The sequence below is a fragment of the Streptomyces sp. NPDC048442 genome, from assembly GCF_040651475.1.
Taxonomy (GTDB): Bacteria; Actinomycetota; Actinomycetes; order Streptomycetales; family Streptomycetaceae; genus Streptomyces.
This window is the reverse complement of the sequence record NZ_JBEZKB010000021.1, coordinates 90,476-107,002: the sequence shown is the minus strand read 5'-3', so window position 1 is coordinate 107,002 and position 16,527 is coordinate 90,476. Positions and strand designations below refer to the sequence as shown.

Genomic DNA, 16,527 nt, shown 5'->3' with positions numbered 1-16,527 from the left:
GGAATGTGAACATCCTTGGCAGCGGGAGCAGTTGGCCAGTTGCCCGGTACAACTGGCGGCGATCTCCTCCTCTGATACGCTGCCGCGCGGATGGTGTACTCGAAGGAGAGGTAGCCGTGGTGATCGCGGGTGACGACGACATCACCGGGTGATACCCGGATGTCGACTGCCGCTGATGTGCACGCACCGGGTGTGTGCGGTCGGGCGGCGGTGCCCCCACGTGTGCGAATCCACCATCCCTCCGGGCGTGCTCCGGCGCGCCCGCATCCTTAAATCTGCGAGGCCGCGTACATGTCCGACGCCAGCATCGTCTGCTCGAATCTCTCCTTCTCCTGGCCCGACGGCACCCCGGTGTTCCAGGACCTGTCCTGGAACGTGGGCGACGGCCGCACCGGCCTCGTCGCGCCGAACGGCGCGGGCAAGTCCACCCTGCTGAAGCTGATCGCGGGCGAACTGAGCCCGAACCGCGGGTCGGTGACCGTTCAGGGCCTGCTCGGCTACCTCCCCCAGAGCCTGCCGCTGACCGGCGACCTGACCGTGGCCGAGGTGCTCGGCATCGCCCCCGTCGTCGCGGCCCTGGACGCCATCACGTCGGGGGACGTGAGCGAGGAGCACTTCGCCACGGTCGGCGACGACTGGGACATCGAGGAGCGCAGCCGGGTCCAGCTCGATCGGCTCGGTCTCGGTGACGTTCCGCTGTCCCAGCGGCTGGACGCCCTCAGCGGCGGCCAGGTCGTCTCCCTCGGTCTGGCGACCCAGCTGATCAGGCAGCCCGACGTGCTGCTCCTGGACGAGCCGACCAACAACCTGGACCTGGACGCCCGCCGCAGGCTCTACCAGGTGCTGGAGAACTGGAACGGCTGCCTGCTCGTGGTCAGCCACGACCGGGTCCTGCTCGACCGGATGGACTCCATCGCCGAACTCGACCCGGGAGAGATGCGGTTGTACGGCGGCAACTACTCCGACTACGAGGAGGCGGTGGCCGCCGAGCAGGAGACCGCCGAGAAGAACATCCGTACCGCCGAGCAGCAGGTCAAGCGGGAGAAGCGGGAGATGCAGCAGGCCCGGGAGCGGGCCGCGCGCCGGGCCGGTGTCGGTGCGAAGGCCGCCGCGAAGGGCAGCATCTCCAAGATGGCCGCGGGCACGCTCAAGCGGCGCGCCCAGGAGTCGGCGGCGAAGTCGAACGACACGCACGGACAGCGTCTCGCCGACGCCAGGGCGCGGCTGGACGAGGCGAGCCGGACGCTGCGCGACGACCGCAGGATCGCGCTGGAGCTGCCCGACACCCATGTGCCGTCCGGGCGCACCGTCTTCCTCGGCGAGGGCATCCAGGTCCGCTACGGGGAGCGGAAGCTCTTCGCGGGCGAGGGGGCAGACCTCAGTGTCCGGGGTCCCGAGCGGATCGCGCTGAGCGGCCGCAACGGCGCCGGGAAGTCCACCCTGTTGCGGGTCGTCAGTGGCGAACTCACCGCGCAGAGCGGGGAGTTCAAGCGGGCGGAGGGGCGCATCGCCTATCTCTCGCAGCGGCTGGACACACTGCCGCTGGACCTCACGGTCGCGCAGTGCATGGCCCGGTACGCGCCGCACAAGCCCGAGGCGGACCGGCTGACCCTGCTGGCCCGCTTCCTCTTCCGGGGGGCGGCGGCGCACCTGCCGGTCGGGGCCCTGTCGGGGGGCGAGCGGCTGCGCGCCACCCTGGCCTGTGTGCTGGGCGCCGAACCGGCGCCGCAGCTGCTGCTGCTCGACGAGCCGACCAACAACCTCGACCTCGACAGCGTCGAGCAGCTGGAAGGGGCCCTCAATTCGTACGAGGGCGCGTTCATCGTGGTCAGTCACGACGAGCGGTTCGTCAAGGAGATCGGGGTGAACCGCTGGCTACGGCTGGCCGAGGGCCGTCTGCAGGAGACGGGAGCGCCGGGCGATGAGTGAGGCGGACCCGCAGCCGGCCGGCGGGCAGGACATCCTCTCCGCCGACCAGCGCTCGGCGCACCTCCTCGCCGAGAACCTGCACTGTGTGCTGGGCGACCGGGTGGTGCTGCACGACGTGTCGCTCACGGTCTCCCGGGGCGAACGGGTGGGCCTGATCGGTGAGAACGGCCGGGGGAAGTCCACCCTGCTGCGCATCCTCGCCGGTGACCTCGTGCCGCAGCGCGGCGAGGTGGTGCGCGCGGTGACGGGCCGGGTGGGATTCCTGCCGCAGCAGCCCGGCTTCCCGGCCGGTTCCCGCATCGAGGACGTACTCACCCGGGCGACCGCCCTGATCGGAGAACTGTCCGCACGGATGCGGGCCGCGGAGGAGCGGATGTCGTCGGGCGAGGGTCCGCTCGACGCGGTGCTGGAGGAGTACGGCACTCTCCAGGAGGAGTTCGACCGCCGGGGCGGCTGGGAGCTGGGCGCCCGGATCGGCGAGGTCCTGAACGTCTTCGGCCTGGAGCGTCTCGACCGGGCCCGGCGCACCGACACCCTCTCGGGAGGCGAGCGGGCCCGCCTCGCGCTGGCCGCGCTGGTCCTCGACGAGCCGGCCGCGCTGCTGCTCGACGAGCCCACCAACCACCTCGACGACCGGGCGGTGGACTGGCTCGTCCAGTGGCTCGCCTCGTACCAGGGGCCGTGTCTGATCGCCTCGCACGACCGGGCTCTCCTTGAGGCGGCGGTCACCGCCGTCGTCGACCTGGACGGCCCCCGGGGCGCCGTCATGCGCTACGGCGGCGGCTACCGGGAGTACCTCGCCGAGCAGGCCGCGGCCCGGGAGCGCTGGTGGCAGCAGTACCGGGAGTGGGACAAGGAGCTCGCCGAGGCCGCGCGGCAGGTCCAGAAGGCCCGTACCAGAGGGCGGGTCTTCAGCGGCCGGGCCGACAACGACAAGCTGTCCTACGACGCGGCCGGGAGCGGCGCCGAGCGAGCCGTCGCCCGTACGGGCCGGGCCGCCCAGCTGCATCTGCGAAGGCTCCTCGAAGAGGAGGTGCCACGCCCGCCGGAACCCCTCGACTTCGCGCCCCCGCAGCCGGCGGAGGCGGCCGACGGGGTGCTGTTGCGGGCCACCGGCCTCGCCGTCGGGGAGGTGCTGCGCGGCGCGGACCTGGTGCTGGCCGCCGGCAGCCGGTACGTGATCAGCGCCCCGAACGGCGCGGGCAAGTCGACGCTGCTGGCCGTACTGGTGGGTGAGCGGGAACCGGACTCCGGGACGGTGGAGCGCGCACCGGGTCTGCGCATCGGGCATCTGCCGCAGGACAGCGACTTCGGGGCGGAGCGGCGCACGCTCCTCGACGCGTTCGCCGCGCGCCGCGCGGCCCATGTCGAGGACGCGGCGGCCGAGTTGACCAGGTTCGGCCTGTTCGGCCCGGAGGACTTCGCCACCCCCACGAACCGGCTGTCGGTGGGCCAGTGGCGGCGCCTCGAACTGGCCCTGCTCTTCGCCCGGCGCCCACATCTCCTGCTGCTCGACGAACCCACCAACCACCTCAGCCTGCTGCTGGTCGAACAGCTGCTGGCGGCGGTGGAACGCTTCCCGGGCCCCGTCGTACTGGTCACCCACGACCGCGCCCTGCGCGCACACCACCACGACGCCCTCGTAGAACTCTCCGACGGCCGCCTGATCCGGCCGGCCTGAGTCCTGCGGGCCGCAGGGGGGGCGGAGTTCACGCCCCCTGCGGCCCGCGGGCCCTGCTCAGCGGATGTAGCGGCCGTCCAGGTATTTCTTGGCCAGGCCCAGGTAGCGGGTGTCCTCGGAGTCGCGGATCAGCTCGAAGAAGAGCATCTCCCGGGTGATCAGGTGCACTCCGAGCTGCTGCAGGCGGGCGAGGCCCAGTTCGTGGTCGGCCTTGTTGCGGGCCGAGACGGTGTCCGCGAGTACGAACACCGTCTTGCCCCGCTCCAGCAGGCTCAGCGCCGACTGGAGCACGACCACGTGGGTCTCCGCGCCGGCCAGTACGTACTGCTCCCGGCCGGTGGCCGCCACGTGGTCCGCGACGGACGGCTCGCGCAGGAAGTCGAAGTGCTGCTTCTCCAGCCGGGGTGCGCCCTTGGCCGCCTCGTCGAGCGACACCGAGGGGCTGCCCAGCTTCTTGTGCTCGGTCAGCAGCAGCGGGACGTCGAAGTCCCGTGCCACCTCTGCCACCCAGCAGGTGTTGTGCAGCAGTTGGGTTCCCTCCAGCAGCAGCGGGATCAGCTCCAACTGCATGTCGAAGAGGACGACCGCCGCCTTGTCCTTGCTTACCAGCATCTTCTGCAACCAATCCGTTCGAGTGGGGAGTTTCGCGTGGAGGAGGTCAGTGCCGGGTGGTCCAGAACTCCGTCAGCGTGTCGTTGAAGTCGCGCGCCGCGGTGAGCGGCACGTAGTGCCCGTGCTCCTCGAACTCGCGCACCCGCGCCCCGGGGATCCGGGAGTACTGCGCGACCGCTTCCGCGTCGAGTACGCAGTCCCCGACCCCGCGGACCACCAGGCAGTCCGCGGTGATCTCCGGGAGCCGGTCGACGACGTCGAAGGCCGTCAGGGCCGTGTAGTAGCAGCGCAGGATGTCCATGGAGGACTGTGCGCCGAACTTCTCGGCCAGGTTGCCGCCCCCTCCGAACACCGCTTCCAGCAGGCTCCCGTGGAGGCGCAGTTCCTCGCGCAGGTCGAGGGTGCGCTCGAAGGCGTCCTCGCCGTAGCGGGGTGCGCAGCTGACGAGGGTCAGAGAGCCGACCTGCTCCGGGTGGCGCAGCGCGGTGAGCGTCGAGACGCAGCCGCCCAGGGACCAGCCGACCAGGTCCGCGGGCCCGTCGACGGTGTCCCGCAGGAAGCCGGCCACCTCGTCGGCGAGCGCCTCGAAGGAGAAGCGCTCCTCGTCGAAGGGGACGCCCTGGTGCCCCGGGTACTCGGGCACGTAGACCTTGCGTCCCGCCCGGACCAGGGCCGGGATCTGCTGGTTCCACGCCCGCCGGTCGCAGTTGAGCGGGGGCAGCAGCAGGGTGGGCCGCCCCTCGTCGCCGTACGAGGACCACTGCGTCTGCGGGAGCTGCGGCTGCGGAAGCTGTGTCTGCGGTAGCTGTGTCTGTGGGAGTGCGCGGCGCAGTGGGCCGGGCGCCGGGGGCTCCTCCTTCGGCGTCAGGGGCCGGCCGCCGACGGCGGCGGCGAGGTCTGCCACCGTCTCGTGGCGGAAGAGGTCGTGCGCCTTGATGGGGCTTCCGGCCTTCTGGTACGGGCTCAGCAGCTGGACGGCCGAGAGCGAGTCCAGACCCAGCGAGACGATCTTGGTGTCGGGCACCACCCGGTCCTTCACCCCGTCAAAGCCCAGCAGGTCCGCCAGTTGGGCGCACAGCTGCTCGACGAGAGCGTCGTCCACCACGGGTTCGGGTTCGGGTTCCGGCTGCGGTGGTGGGGCCGGGGCCGCCTGGGTCCGCTGCGGGGCCGGTGTTCCCGCGGGGGCTTCGTCGATCACCCAGTGCCGCCGTTTCTCGAAGGGATAGGAGGGCAGCGCGATCGGTGCCAGGTCGGCGGGTGCGTCGAGCCGCCGGCCGAGGGCGGGGGTGTCCTGGTTGCGCCACAGGACGACCAGCTCGCGCAGGGAGTCCTCGAGCCTGTCGATGTCCGCGCTGCGCGGCGGCGGGCCGCTCTCCTCGTCCGGCGCCGACGCCAACGCGCCCAGCGCGGTGCGGAGTTCGTCCCGGGTGCGGGCCACGACCACCTGCTCGTACGTACGGTGGGAACGGCGCAGCAGCAGTTGGGAGAGGTCCCAGAGCCGGTCCTCGGGCAGCTCGGCGGCCAGCGCCAGGCAGCGCCCGGCCAGCGCCGTGAGGCTGCTGTGCGACTCGGCCGACAGGCAGAACGGCAGTGCCCGCCCCGGGTGGCGGTCCACGTCCGCGGACGGCGGCACGTCCGGGAGCCTGCGCAGGACCACATGGCCGTTGGAGCCGGTGAACCCGAAGGCGCTGACGGCGCACAGCGGCTTGTCCTGCGGCCACGAAAGCGGTTCCTGGCTGACCCTGAACGGCTCGACGTCGAGGTACGAGGCCGTCTCCTCGGTGGCGGCCACCGGGGGGATCGTCGCGTGCCGGAAGGCGAGCAGCGCCTTGATGACGCTCGCCAGGCCCGAGGCGACCAGGGTGTGCCCGATGAGCGGCTTCACGGCGCCGAGGTGGCAGCCGTCGCCGCCGGCCCGGCGGAAGGCTGCCCGCAGGCCCTCCAGTTCGATGGGGTCGCCCAGCGGCGTCCCGGTGCCGTGCGTCTCCAGGTAGGCGATCTGCGAGGCGTCGATGTTCTCGCGCTCGTACAGCCCGGCGATCAGCCGTGCCTGTGCCTGGGAGCTGGGCGCCATCAGACCGTTGGTGGTGCCGTTGTGGTTGGTGCCACTCGCCTGGACTGCCCCGTAGATCCGCAGTCCCCTGGAGCGGGCCTCGTCGTAACGCATGAGGACGAGCGAGGCGGAGCCCTCGGCGGGCACGAATCCGTCGGCGGCGTCGGTGAAGGGCAGCGAGGTGCCCTCGGGGGAGCTCATCCGCGAACGCTGGGCGAAGCGCAGCACCTCCGGGGTGCTGAAGACCGACACGGCGCCGACGATCGCGGCTCGGCACTGGCCGGCCCGGAGGTTGAGCACCGCCTCGTGCAGCGCCGCCAGCGACGAGGAGCAGGCACCGTCCAGGGTGATCGACGGGCCGTTGACGTCGTAGAAGTAGGAGATGCGGCCCGACAGCGTCGAGGGCGCGTTGCCCAGGAAGCTGTGGGTGCTGTAGACGACGTCGCCGCGCTGCGCCACCAGGGAGCGGTAGTCGCCCGGCAGGGCGGCGGCGAACACACCGCAGTCCAGGTCGTGCAGGTCGGCGGCCGTCAGATAGCTGTCGTCGACGGCGTGCTGGACCGTCTGCAACAGGATCCGCTGCTGCGGGTCCATGCACGGCGCCTCGTTCGGCGAGATGCGGAAGAACCGCGCGTCGAAGTCCTGGTGTCCGTCCAGGAAGCCGCCGACGAAGCCGGCGCCGTCCTCCTCCCCCGCCCAGCGGTCGGTGGTGCCCACGGCGCTGCGGCCGAGCCGCAGGCGTTCCCAGTACTCCTCCAGGCCGTCGCTGCCGGCGAACCGGCACGCCATGCCGACCACGACGGGGGTGTCGTCCTCAAGCCGCTCGTCCATGCCCATTCCCGTTTCCCTGGCGCGCCGTTGCCCTGCCGATGCCGGTCACTTGAACCAGAACCGGTTCTGTTCGAACGCGTAGCCCGGCAGATGAAGCCGGCCGTACCGCCCGTCGTCGAACATCGTTTTCCATGCGAATTCCTTCCCCTCCAGATAGCGGGCCCGCAGCTCCTCCAGCGCCGCACGGTGTCCCGGGTCCGACGCGTCCGGCAGCGTCACCGGGTGCGTGGTCAGCTCCTGGGAGCGGCACTTGACCACCTCGCCCGGCCGGGCCTCCCGCAGGCACCGGACCAGCTCCGAGGAGCTGGAGACGATCCAGGCCATGCGGTACTCGAAGTGGTCGCGGCCGGCCGTGAGGGTGTGGGCGAGGTCCGCGAGGTCCGCGTGCTGCCCCTCGGGGCCGCGCAGCCACTCCAGCAGGCTGTCCCTCATCCGCGTGAGCGAGGCGGCGGAGCGGGCGCTGAGCGTGAGGGGCCAGTACGGCCGCGAGGTCCTGGCGGCCGGTGGCGGGGCGGGTGCCTCGGAGAGGACCGCGTGCGCGTTGGACCCGCCGAACCCGAAGGAGCTGACGCCCGCCACCAGCGGGGTGCCCCGCTCCCACCCCTCGTTCTCCAGCAGCAGCCGGAAGGGCGAACCTTCGAGCTCGACGAGCGGGTTGCGCTCCTTGAAGTTGATGTTCGCCGGGAGGCGGCGGTGGCGCAGGCACAGCAGCAGCTTCAGCAGCCCCGCCATTCCCGCGGCCGGCTCCAGGTGGCCCACGTTGCTCTTCACCGCGCCCAGCGTGATGCTGCCCGGCTCGCGGTGCGGGGCCAGCCGCTCGAACGCGGTCCGCAGCGCGCCGATCTCGATGGGGTCGCCCAGGTTCGTACCGGTGCCGTGGGCCTCGATGTGGGAGACCCGGGCGGCCAGTTCCGGTGTGTAGGCCCGGCCCAGCAGGGCGGCCTGGGCCTCGGGGTTGGGGGCGGTCAGGGAGTTCGAGCGGCCGTCGTGGTTCTCGGCCACCGACTCGATCACGGCGAGCACGGCGTCGCCGTCCCGGCGGGCGTCGGCGAGCCGTTTGACCGCCACGCAGCCCACGCCCTCCGCCCGTACGTAACCGTTGGCGTCCTTGTCGAAGGTGGCGCACCGGAAGTCGGGGGAGAGCACCCCCAATTTGCTCGCCGCGTCGCTGGCGGCCGGGTCGACGAGCACGCTCACGGCGCCGACGAGCGCCATCTCGCACTCCCCCGCCGCGAGCGAGAGCACGCCCCGGTTCAGCGCCACGAGGGCGCTGGAGCAGGCGGTGTCGAGGGTCTGGCTCGGGCCGGTGAAGTCGAGCAGGTGGGACACCCGGTTGGCGAGCATGGCGTGCGCGTTGCCCGTCACGCTGTACGGGTGGTCCCGGTCCTCGCTGTCGCGCAGCGCCGTCTGGTACTCGCTGAACTGCACCCCGGCGAAGACGCCCACCTCCCGCAGCGTGCCGGGCGCGTAACCGGCGTCGAGCAGGGCGTTGTAGGCGCTCTGCAGGAAGAGCCGGTGCTGCGGGTCCATCAGCTTCGCCTCGCGGGCGGAGAGCCCGAAGAAGGAGTGGTCGAACGCGTCGAAGGCGTCGATGGTGCCCGCGAAGTACTCCTTGTCGCCGCCCTTCCAGCGGTCGACCGGGCGGATGGCGCTGCCGTTCTCGACGAGCAGCTGCCAGAAGTCCGCCAGGTCGGCGCCGCCGGGCATGATGCCGCTCATCCCGACCACGGCGTACCGGCCGCGGTCGTCGGTGCCGGGCTCTCCGGCGGTGGCCGGCTGCGGCGCCGGTGCCGACGCGAGCGGTGGCTGCGGCTGCGGGTGTGGCTGTGGGTGTGGCTGTGGTGCTCCGGCGGACGGGAGCGGCGGCGCTGCGGCGGCCGGCCGGCCCGCGTCCGTTTCTGCGTCCGCGTCGGGTGCGCCCGCCGCTCCCTGGTCGTGCAGATAGGCGCTCAGCGAACTGATGCTGCTGTACTTGAACAGGGCGTTGGGCGGTGTCTCCACACCGAAGCGGGGGCCCAGTTCGCGGGCCATGTTCTGGAGCATGACCGAGTCGTAGCCGAGGTCGCCCCACCTCCTGTCGAAGGCGACGTCCTGCGCCCGCAGACCGGTCTGGGCGCACACCAGCTCCAGGAGCCTCTCGCCGATGTCCTCCCGCGTCGCGCCGGGGCGGGCGGCCGGGCTTCCGGTGGCGGGCGCGGCGCCCGGCAGCAGCCGCTGCCGCATCTTCGGTACGTCGCCGACGCACGGGACGACCTGGTGGCACGTCTGCGGCAGGCCGTCGATCAGGTCGGCGAACAGCTCCGCGCCGCGCCGCGAGGTGAGCGGCTCCATCCCGAACTGGCCGTGCAGGAAGGCGGCGAGCGCCTGGTACTGCTCGAGCCGCTCGTCCTCGGCGTCCAGCCACAGCGGCCAGTTGACCGACAGGCTGAGGCCGCTGCGCTCGCCGTCCGCCACCCGCCGGGCGCGCTCGGCGGCGAACTCGTCGAGGAAGCGGTTGGCGGCGATGTAGTCGCTCTGCCCGGTGTTGCCCATGACGCTGGAGATGGAGGAGAAGACGCAGAAGAAGTCCAGGGGCAGCCGGGCGGTGTACCGGTCCAGGTTCAGGGTGCCCTGCACCTTCGGGGCGAGCACCGCGTCCGCGTCCCGGACCGATTTGTTCTGCACCAGGGCGTCCTTGACGACGCCCGCGCAGTGGATGACTCCGTCGAGGCCGCCGAAGCGCTCTTGGACCGTGTCGATCAGTTCCCGGGTGTGGGCCGCCGAGGCGATGTCGGCCTGCTCGTAGTGCAGGCCGGGCGACGCGGCGATCCACTGCCGCGCTCCTGCGTCCGGTGCGGAGCGGCCGACGGCGATCACCGTGGCGCCGTACCGCTCGGTGAGGAGTTCGGCGACGGCCCGGCCGACCTTGCCGAGGCCGCCCGTGAGGAGGTACCTCCCCCCGGTGCGCAGCCGGACGCCGTCGCCCCGCTGGACGGGTGCCAGCTCGCGCGTCTGGCGGGCGCCGTCCGACCACCTGACCTCGGTGAGCGGGCGGCGGGCGGCGGCCAGTTCGTCCAGCAGGGGGCCCCAGCCGTCGACGAACACGTCGGCGCCGCAGCGGACCTGGACGGTGCGGACGTGCGGGTTCTCCTCGGCCAGACCGTGCAGGAAGCCGGCCCCCGAGTGCACTGCGGCCGGGTCGTTCTCGTGGGTCACGCCGAGGACGGTGGAGGGGGTGCGGCAGCTCTGGAGAGCCTTGGCGAAGGACAGGTGCGAGGCCACCGTCCCCGCGCGCCTGAGGTCCACCCAGTACAGGTGGTCCAGGCCCAGCCCGTTGGTGAGGTGCTCCACGGCACGCCGTGCGGCGGTGTCGTCGCCCTCGGGCAGTTCGATCCGGTCCGCCGTCACGACCGGCCTGTCACCGGGGCACACCCGGATCAGCCGGGTGTCCTGCGGCGGTTCGGGGACCAGGTGCTCCTGGCCGCGGTCGGTGAGGACCAGGACGTACGGCAGCACAGGGCGCGCCGGGTGTGGTGCCGGGTGCGGCCGCCACGCCGGGGCGAGCAGCAGTTCGGCGGTGTCGGCGGCGTCGGCCGCCTCGCTCGGGGCCGGTGCGGTGCGGGTCGCGGGGGCGGGGGGCCGGTGCGCGTGGTCGAGCGTGTCGGCCACGTACCGCTCGGCGGCGAACGGGTAGAGCGGTGCGTCCACCAGCATGCGGACCGGGAACAGTGCGGTGAAGTCGGGGTTGTCGCCGTCGAGGTAGGCGGACGCTGCTCCGGCCCAGGGGTCACCGGCGGGCGGGGCCGACGGGGCCGCCTGCGTCGCCCGGGAGGTGCTGTCCGCGCGAAGCAGGTCGGCCAACTGCTGGACGCTCTCCACCCAGTAGCCGCGCCTGACCCGGAAGTGCTGCCTGGCGCAGCACAGGGTGTAGCTCAGCCCGTACAGGTACGACGCCGTGTCGGGTGCGTCGCGCAGCGCGTCGATGAGCTGGTCCGCGCGCCGTTGCACGGCTGCCTCGTCGCGCCCGGAGAGCGGGATGAAGCAGCGCGCGAACCCGGGTGCGGGGCGGGCCGGGCGCGGGGCCACGAACTCCTGGATGATCGCGTGCCCGTTGGCGCCGCCTGCGCCGAACGCGCTCAGTCCGGCGAACCGCGTGGGGCCGCTGCCCCTGGGCCACGGACGGGCCTCCTTGACCAGGGCGAACCGTGAGTCGTCGAGGTGCAGGTCGGGGTTTTCGAGTGCGCAGTGGAGGGTGGGGGCCAGGGTCCTGGCGCCGAGCTGTTTGACGACCTTGACGAGCCCGGCCAGTGCCGCTGCGGACTCCAGGTGCCCGATGTTGCTCTTCACGGAGCCCAGGTAGGCGCGGCCCTGCTCGGGCCCTCCGTAGGCGCCGCGCAGTGCGCGCGCCTCGATCGGGTCGCCGAGCCGGGTGCCGGTGCCGTGCGCCTCGACGTAGGTCACCGCGGCCGGTTCGATGTCGGCGCGGGCCAGGGCGGAGGCGATCACCCGTTGCTGGCCCCGTTCGGACGGCACGGTGAAGCCGGCCGTCCGGCCACCCGCGTTCACCGCGGTCGCCCGGATCACGGCGTGCACCCGGTCTCCGTCCCGCAGCGCGTCGGACAGCCGCTTGAGGACCACGGCGGCGGTTCCCTCGCCGGGGACGTAGCCGTCCGCCTCCACGCCGAAGGCCTGGCAGTGGCCGGTGGGGCTGAGGAACTTGCCCTCGGACAGAAGCCGGTACTTCCCCGGGTGCGTCATGAGGTTCACGCCGCCCGCCACGGCGAGCGTGCAGTCCCCGTCCCGGATGCCGCGCACGGCGAGGTGCAGGGCGGTGAGTCCGCCGGAGCACATGGTGTCCAGGGCGATGCTGGGGCCGTGCAGGTCGAAGGCGTAGGAGACCCGGTTGGCGATGGCGGCGAACGAACTGCCGATCACCCGGTCGGGAGCGGTGAGGTCCTGGTAGTGGCCGAACATGGCGGCCACGAAGACGCCCACGTCGCCGGTCGGCCGGGCGAAGTACCCGGAGTCCTCCAGCGCGTGGTAGACGGACTGCAGGAAGCGGCGCTCCTGCGGGTCCATGTACCGCGCCTCGACGGGGGCGATGTGGAAGAAGACGGGGTCGAAGTCCAGGGCCCGGTCGAGGAATCCGCCGTGCCGGCCGTAGGAGGCGCCGGGCTCGTCCGGTGCGAAGGAGTGGTCCTCGCGCCAGTCCCAGCGGTCGCCGGGTATGACCCGTACCGCGTCGTCGCCCCGCAGCAGCGCCTGCCAGAACGCCTCGGTGTCGGCGCCGCCGGGGAACTCCCCGGCCATCCCGACGATGGCGATGTCGTCGGGGCGGTAGGCGTCCTCGGCGGGTGCTTCCTCGGCGGGTGCTTCCTCGGCAGGGGCCTCTTCGGCAACTGCGTGCGCGGTGGTGAACTCCCTTGCTGTGTACGGAGGTTGAGGCCGGGGTTCGGCCGTACGGGCCTTGGGGGGCGGCGCGGCGGGTTCCGGCGCGGCGGGTTCCGGCACAGGTGCCTGACGCTCGCCCGCGAGGAAGGTTTCCAGCTCTGCGGGAAGGTTCTCGACGAGGTGCGCGCCGAGCTCCGCGACCGTCGGGTACTCGAAGAGGACGGCGCGGCTCAGCCGGGACGACCCGGCGATGCCCAGACGGGTCTCGATGTCCCTGCTGACACGGATGCTGCCGACGCTGTCGAGCCCCGCGTCCAGCAGGTTGTCGTCCTCGCGCAGCTGCCGCAGACCGGAGTGCCGGACGATGAGATCCCGCAGCCACTGCCGGGTGCGGGCGAGCAGATCGGCAGCGGGTTCGGCGCCGTGCACGACGGCAGGCGGTTCGGTGTCCCGCACGGCTGAAGGCAGTTCGGCGCCGTCGCCGGAGAGCTTCAACTCACCTTCGTACAGGGCGAGTTGCCGCACACCGCCCGCGAGGGCCGACATCAGTGCGTCGCAGGCCCGCTCGGGGGACATCGCGCGCAGCCCGGAGCCGTCGTCCGGCATCTGCATGCCGTCGGTCTCCCACAGGCCCCAGTTGATGCTGTACCAGCCGGGCCGCTGCCCGGACAGCCGGTCGAGGAACGCGTTGGCCGCTCCGTACGCGCTCTGGCCGACGTTTCCCGTGATGCTCGTCAGCGAGCTGAAGTGCACCACCGTGGCGGGCCGGTGCGGCCCGGTGAGGGCGGCCAGGTTGAGGGCGGTGGCCACCTTCGGCCGCAGTACGTTCTCCAGCCGGTCGGGGGTCAGGTGGTACAGCAGGCAGTCGTCCAGCACTCCGGCGAGGTGGAACACCGCCTTGAGCGGCCCGACCCTGTCGTGGAGGTGGCGCAGCGCGCCGTCGAGCGCCTCGAAGTCGTGGGCCGGGGCGCCGAGGTAGCTGCGCACGCCCGCTTCCTTCAGCGCCGCCTGCGTCCGCGCGTCGGGGGTGCCGCGGCCCAGGACGAACACCTGGGCGCCGCGGCTGCTCAGATACCGGCACAGATGTCGGCCGACGCCGCCGGTGCCGCCGATGACCACCACCGGGTCGCCCTCGCCGAACACCTCGCCCGGCGTGACCTGTTCCAGTGGCTGCGGCACGTGGTCGAGGCGGGCGATCCGGTCGCCGTCGGCCCGCAGCCGGGCTCCCGGGTGGCGGGTGCCGGCCTCGATCCACGTACGCAGCCGCTCCGCGGTGACGCGGTCGCGGCCGTCACCGCCGTTACCGCCGTCACCGCCGCCGTCACCGCCGTTGTCACCGCCGCCCTCGCCGCACTCGATCGCCGTGTGGACGAGCGGGTGCTCCTGGGCGGCCGTCCTGGCCATGCCGTCGAGCAGCGAGGAGAGCACGTCCGTCGTACGGGACAGCGTGACGAGGTGGACACGGCACCCCGACTCGCGCACGGCCTGCAGCAGGGCGAGTCCCGCGCGGGCGAACCGCAGCGCCGTCCCGTACCCGGGGACGCCGCCAAAGGGCCCGTCGCCCCACGCCACCACCAGGGTGGTGCCGTGGGCGACGCGCCCGCGCAGCTCCTGCCCGATCCGCTGCGCACCGTCCGTGGCGGGGTCGGCGTACCAGCACTCGGCGCCGAGGGAACGGGCCGCCGCCGCGATGTCCTCCCGGTCGGTGACCACCACTGTGGTGCCGGGAGCGGCGCCGGCCTGCCCGCCGGACCCGTCCGGTGCGGCGAGCTGTGTGTACCGAGGTGCTAGCGATTCCATGGGTCCATCCCCGTAGAGAAAAGTGAAGACGTCACAGGCCGGAAGGCGGTCGCTCAGACACCCATGAATTCCTTGATGCCGCGGAACTGGGCGAGGGCCGGCGCGTCGTCGGGGAAGGGGTGCGGCACGCCCAGCCGGTCGGCGACGACCATGCCGGAGACGATCGCCCCCTCGTGCCCGGTGACGCTGGTGTCGGTGCCGCAGAACCAGAGATTGTTCACGCCCTGGATCTCGCTGAGCCGCCTCTTGTGGCGCACGTCCGCCGGGCGGAGCTGAGGCAGCTTCCACTTGCGGCGGACGATGACCTGCTCGGGGTCGACGTCCTCCTGCGGGTCGAAGGTGATCAGGAGGGGCGCCTCGACGTCGCGGTAGGGGTACAACACGTTGCAGTTGCGGGTGAGGCTGCCCATCTGTTCCTCGGCGAGAGCGAGTTCGAAGCCCTCGGGCATCCGGAACTGGCAGTAGGCGTCGCGGCCCGCCTCGCTCAGCCAGCTCTCGTCCTGGTGCAGCACGCTCTCGACCGGTACGTAGGCGAAGTCGCCGAGCCGCTCCTGGTAACGGGGGTCGGAGGTGCGCAGCAGTCCGAGCGTCACGTCCGCGTGCGTGGCGAACACGACCTGGTCGAAGTGGTGCTCCTGCCCGCCGACCACCACCGTCGCGCCGGCGTCCGTCGGGACGACGGCCTCGACGGGTGCGTTCAGGTGGACGCGGTCGCCCAGCTCGCTCTCGATCCTGGCCAGGTAGCCGTGGATGCCGCCCTGGGCCTTGCGCCAGTATCCGGGGGCGAAGAAGGAGAGCAGGTTCATGCTGAAGGACAGCGCGACGTACATCAGGTTGTAGTCGAGGGACGGTGCGTGACAGCCCGAGTAGATGCTCAGGATCGGGTTCATCGCCTTGTACTTGAAGCTCCGGGAGTACCCGTTCTTGTCCAGGTACTCGCCGATGCTCATGTCCTTGTACGAGGCGTCGCCCGAGGTCGGCAGCTGGTTCATCTCCTGGTGGAACCGGTCGAACTCCTCGTGCAGTTCCTCGCGGAGCTCTCCGAGGAAGTTGAGGTTGTTCCACGACTGCCGCTCGCCGGGGAAGTCCACGTGCACCGAGGACGGGGCGACGTAGGTGCCGATGCCGAAGTCGGTCAGCAGCCGGAACAGGTTGGGCGAGAGCTTCTCGTTGAAGTGCTCCACGCCCATGTCCATGTGGACGGTGCCCCGGTCGGTGTCGACCGGGTGGCTGTAGGCGTGCCCGCCCAGGTACGCGCCCGCCTCGTAGAGCGTGACGTCGTGCTGCCGGGACAGCTGCCAGGCGGCTACGGTTCCGGCTCCGCCACCGCCGATCACGGCGATCCTGCTGCGTTCTGTTACCACGGTCATCACTTCCTGGACTCGGGCTGCGGCGAGTTGGCGTCGCCGAGGATCTTTGTGCTCAATTTGGTCAGCACCGTGCCGGGACCGATCTCCTGGAAGGTCCGGTGTCCCGTACGGGCCAGATGGGTCACGGTCTGCCGCCACCGCACCGGCTTGACCAGCTGGAAGACCATTTCCTCCAGCAGGTGCTCGGCGCCCAGGGTCCGGCCGCTCGTCGTGGAGACGACGGTCCTGGTGGGCGGCGCGAACTCCCGGTCGCGCAGGAAGCGGGCGAACTCGCGCCTGGCCGGTTCCATCCGCCGGGAGTGGAAGGCCCCGCTGACCGGCAGCCACGCACAGCGGTGGCCGATCTCTTCGAGGCGCGGCACCAGCTCCTCCAGGCTCGACTGCGCCGCGCTGAGGACGACCTGCTCCGGGCTGTTGTAGTTGGCCACCTCGACGTCGAAGCACTCCAGTTCGGCGAGGTGCTGGTCGATGTCGTCCGCCTGCGGTCCCAGGACCGCCACCATCGCTCCGTCCCGCGCCTCCTGCATGAGGGCGCCGCGCCTGGCGACGATCCGCAGCCCTTCGAAGAGGTCGAAGACGCCGGCGGCGAACAGCGCCGGGTACAGCCCCAGGCTGTGGCCCGTCAGGCAGCGCGACGGCTCGTGCCCGTGCTCCTCGGTGTGCGCCAGGTACATCAGGCAGCTGACGAAGTAGATCGCCTGCTGGGTGTAGGCGGTCTGGTTGAGCAGCGCCTGCGGGTCCTTCAGGCACAGCTCGCGCAGCGGGTGGCCGACGGTCTCCTCGGCCCTGTCGCACAGTTGGGGGTAGGCGTCGAACACCTCGTGGCCCATGCCCAGGCGCTGGGAGCCCTGCCCGGGGAACATCACGACGTCGATGGCCAT

7 protein-coding genes are annotated in these 16,527 nt (G+C 71.9%); 2 read left to right on the top strand and 5 right to left on the bottom strand.

Going from position 1 to position 16,527, the window contains the following annotated elements; genetic code table 11:
* Positions 1–291 precede the first annotated feature (291 nt).
* Positions 292–1,929: a ribosomal protection-like ABC-F family protein gene (gene abc-f / locus AB0D18_RS27735; protein ID WP_362424106.1), complete on the top strand. Its 1,638-nt coding sequence runs from the start codon at positions 292–294 to the stop codon at positions 1,927–1,929.
* Positions 1,922–3,610: an ABC-F family ATP-binding cassette domain-containing protein gene (locus tag AB0D18_RS27730; RefSeq protein WP_362424103.1), complete on the top strand. Its 1,689-nt coding sequence runs from the start codon at positions 1,922–1,924 to the stop codon at positions 3,608–3,610. The genes abc-f and AB0D18_RS27730 overlap by 8 nt, the downstream gene beginning before the upstream one ends.
* Positions 3,611–3,667: 57 nt before the next feature.
* On the opposite strand, the gene AB0D18_RS27725 is transcribed toward AB0D18_RS27730, so the two are convergent.
* From AB0D18_RS27725 to AB0D18_RS27705, 5 genes are read right to left on the bottom strand one after another with little or no spacing between them, the layout of a single operon-like run.
* Positions 3,668–4,222 (bottom strand): hydrolase, encoded by a 555-nt coding sequence (locus AB0D18_RS27725; protein ID WP_362424100.1) that lies wholly within the window; start codon positions 4,220–4,222, stop codon positions 3,668–3,670.
* 46 nt (positions 4,223–4,268) lie between these two features.
* Positions 4,269–7,112, bottom strand: coding sequence for an alpha/beta fold hydrolase (locus AB0D18_RS27720; RefSeq protein WP_362424098.1), 2,844 nt, complete (start codon positions 7,110–7,112; stop codon positions 4,269–4,271).
* Between the two features lie 39 nt (positions 7,113–7,151).
* On the bottom strand, positions 7,152–14,276 hold the full coding sequence (locus tag AB0D18_RS27715; RefSeq protein WP_362424096.1) for an SDR family NAD(P)-dependent oxidoreductase: 7,125 nt from the start codon (positions 14,274–14,276) through the stop codon (positions 7,152–7,154).
* A gap of 53 nt (positions 14,277–14,329) precedes the next feature.
* Positions 14,330–15,646, bottom strand: coding sequence for an FAD-dependent oxidoreductase (locus tag AB0D18_RS27710; RefSeq protein ID WP_362424093.1), 1,317 nt, complete (start codon positions 15,644–15,646; stop codon positions 14,330–14,332).
* A complete protein-coding gene (locus AB0D18_RS27705; protein ID WP_362424090.1) occupies positions 15,646–16,527 on the bottom strand; it encodes an ACP S-malonyltransferase in 882 nt (293 codons plus the stop codon). The genes AB0D18_RS27710 and AB0D18_RS27705 overlap by 1 nt, the downstream gene beginning before the upstream one ends.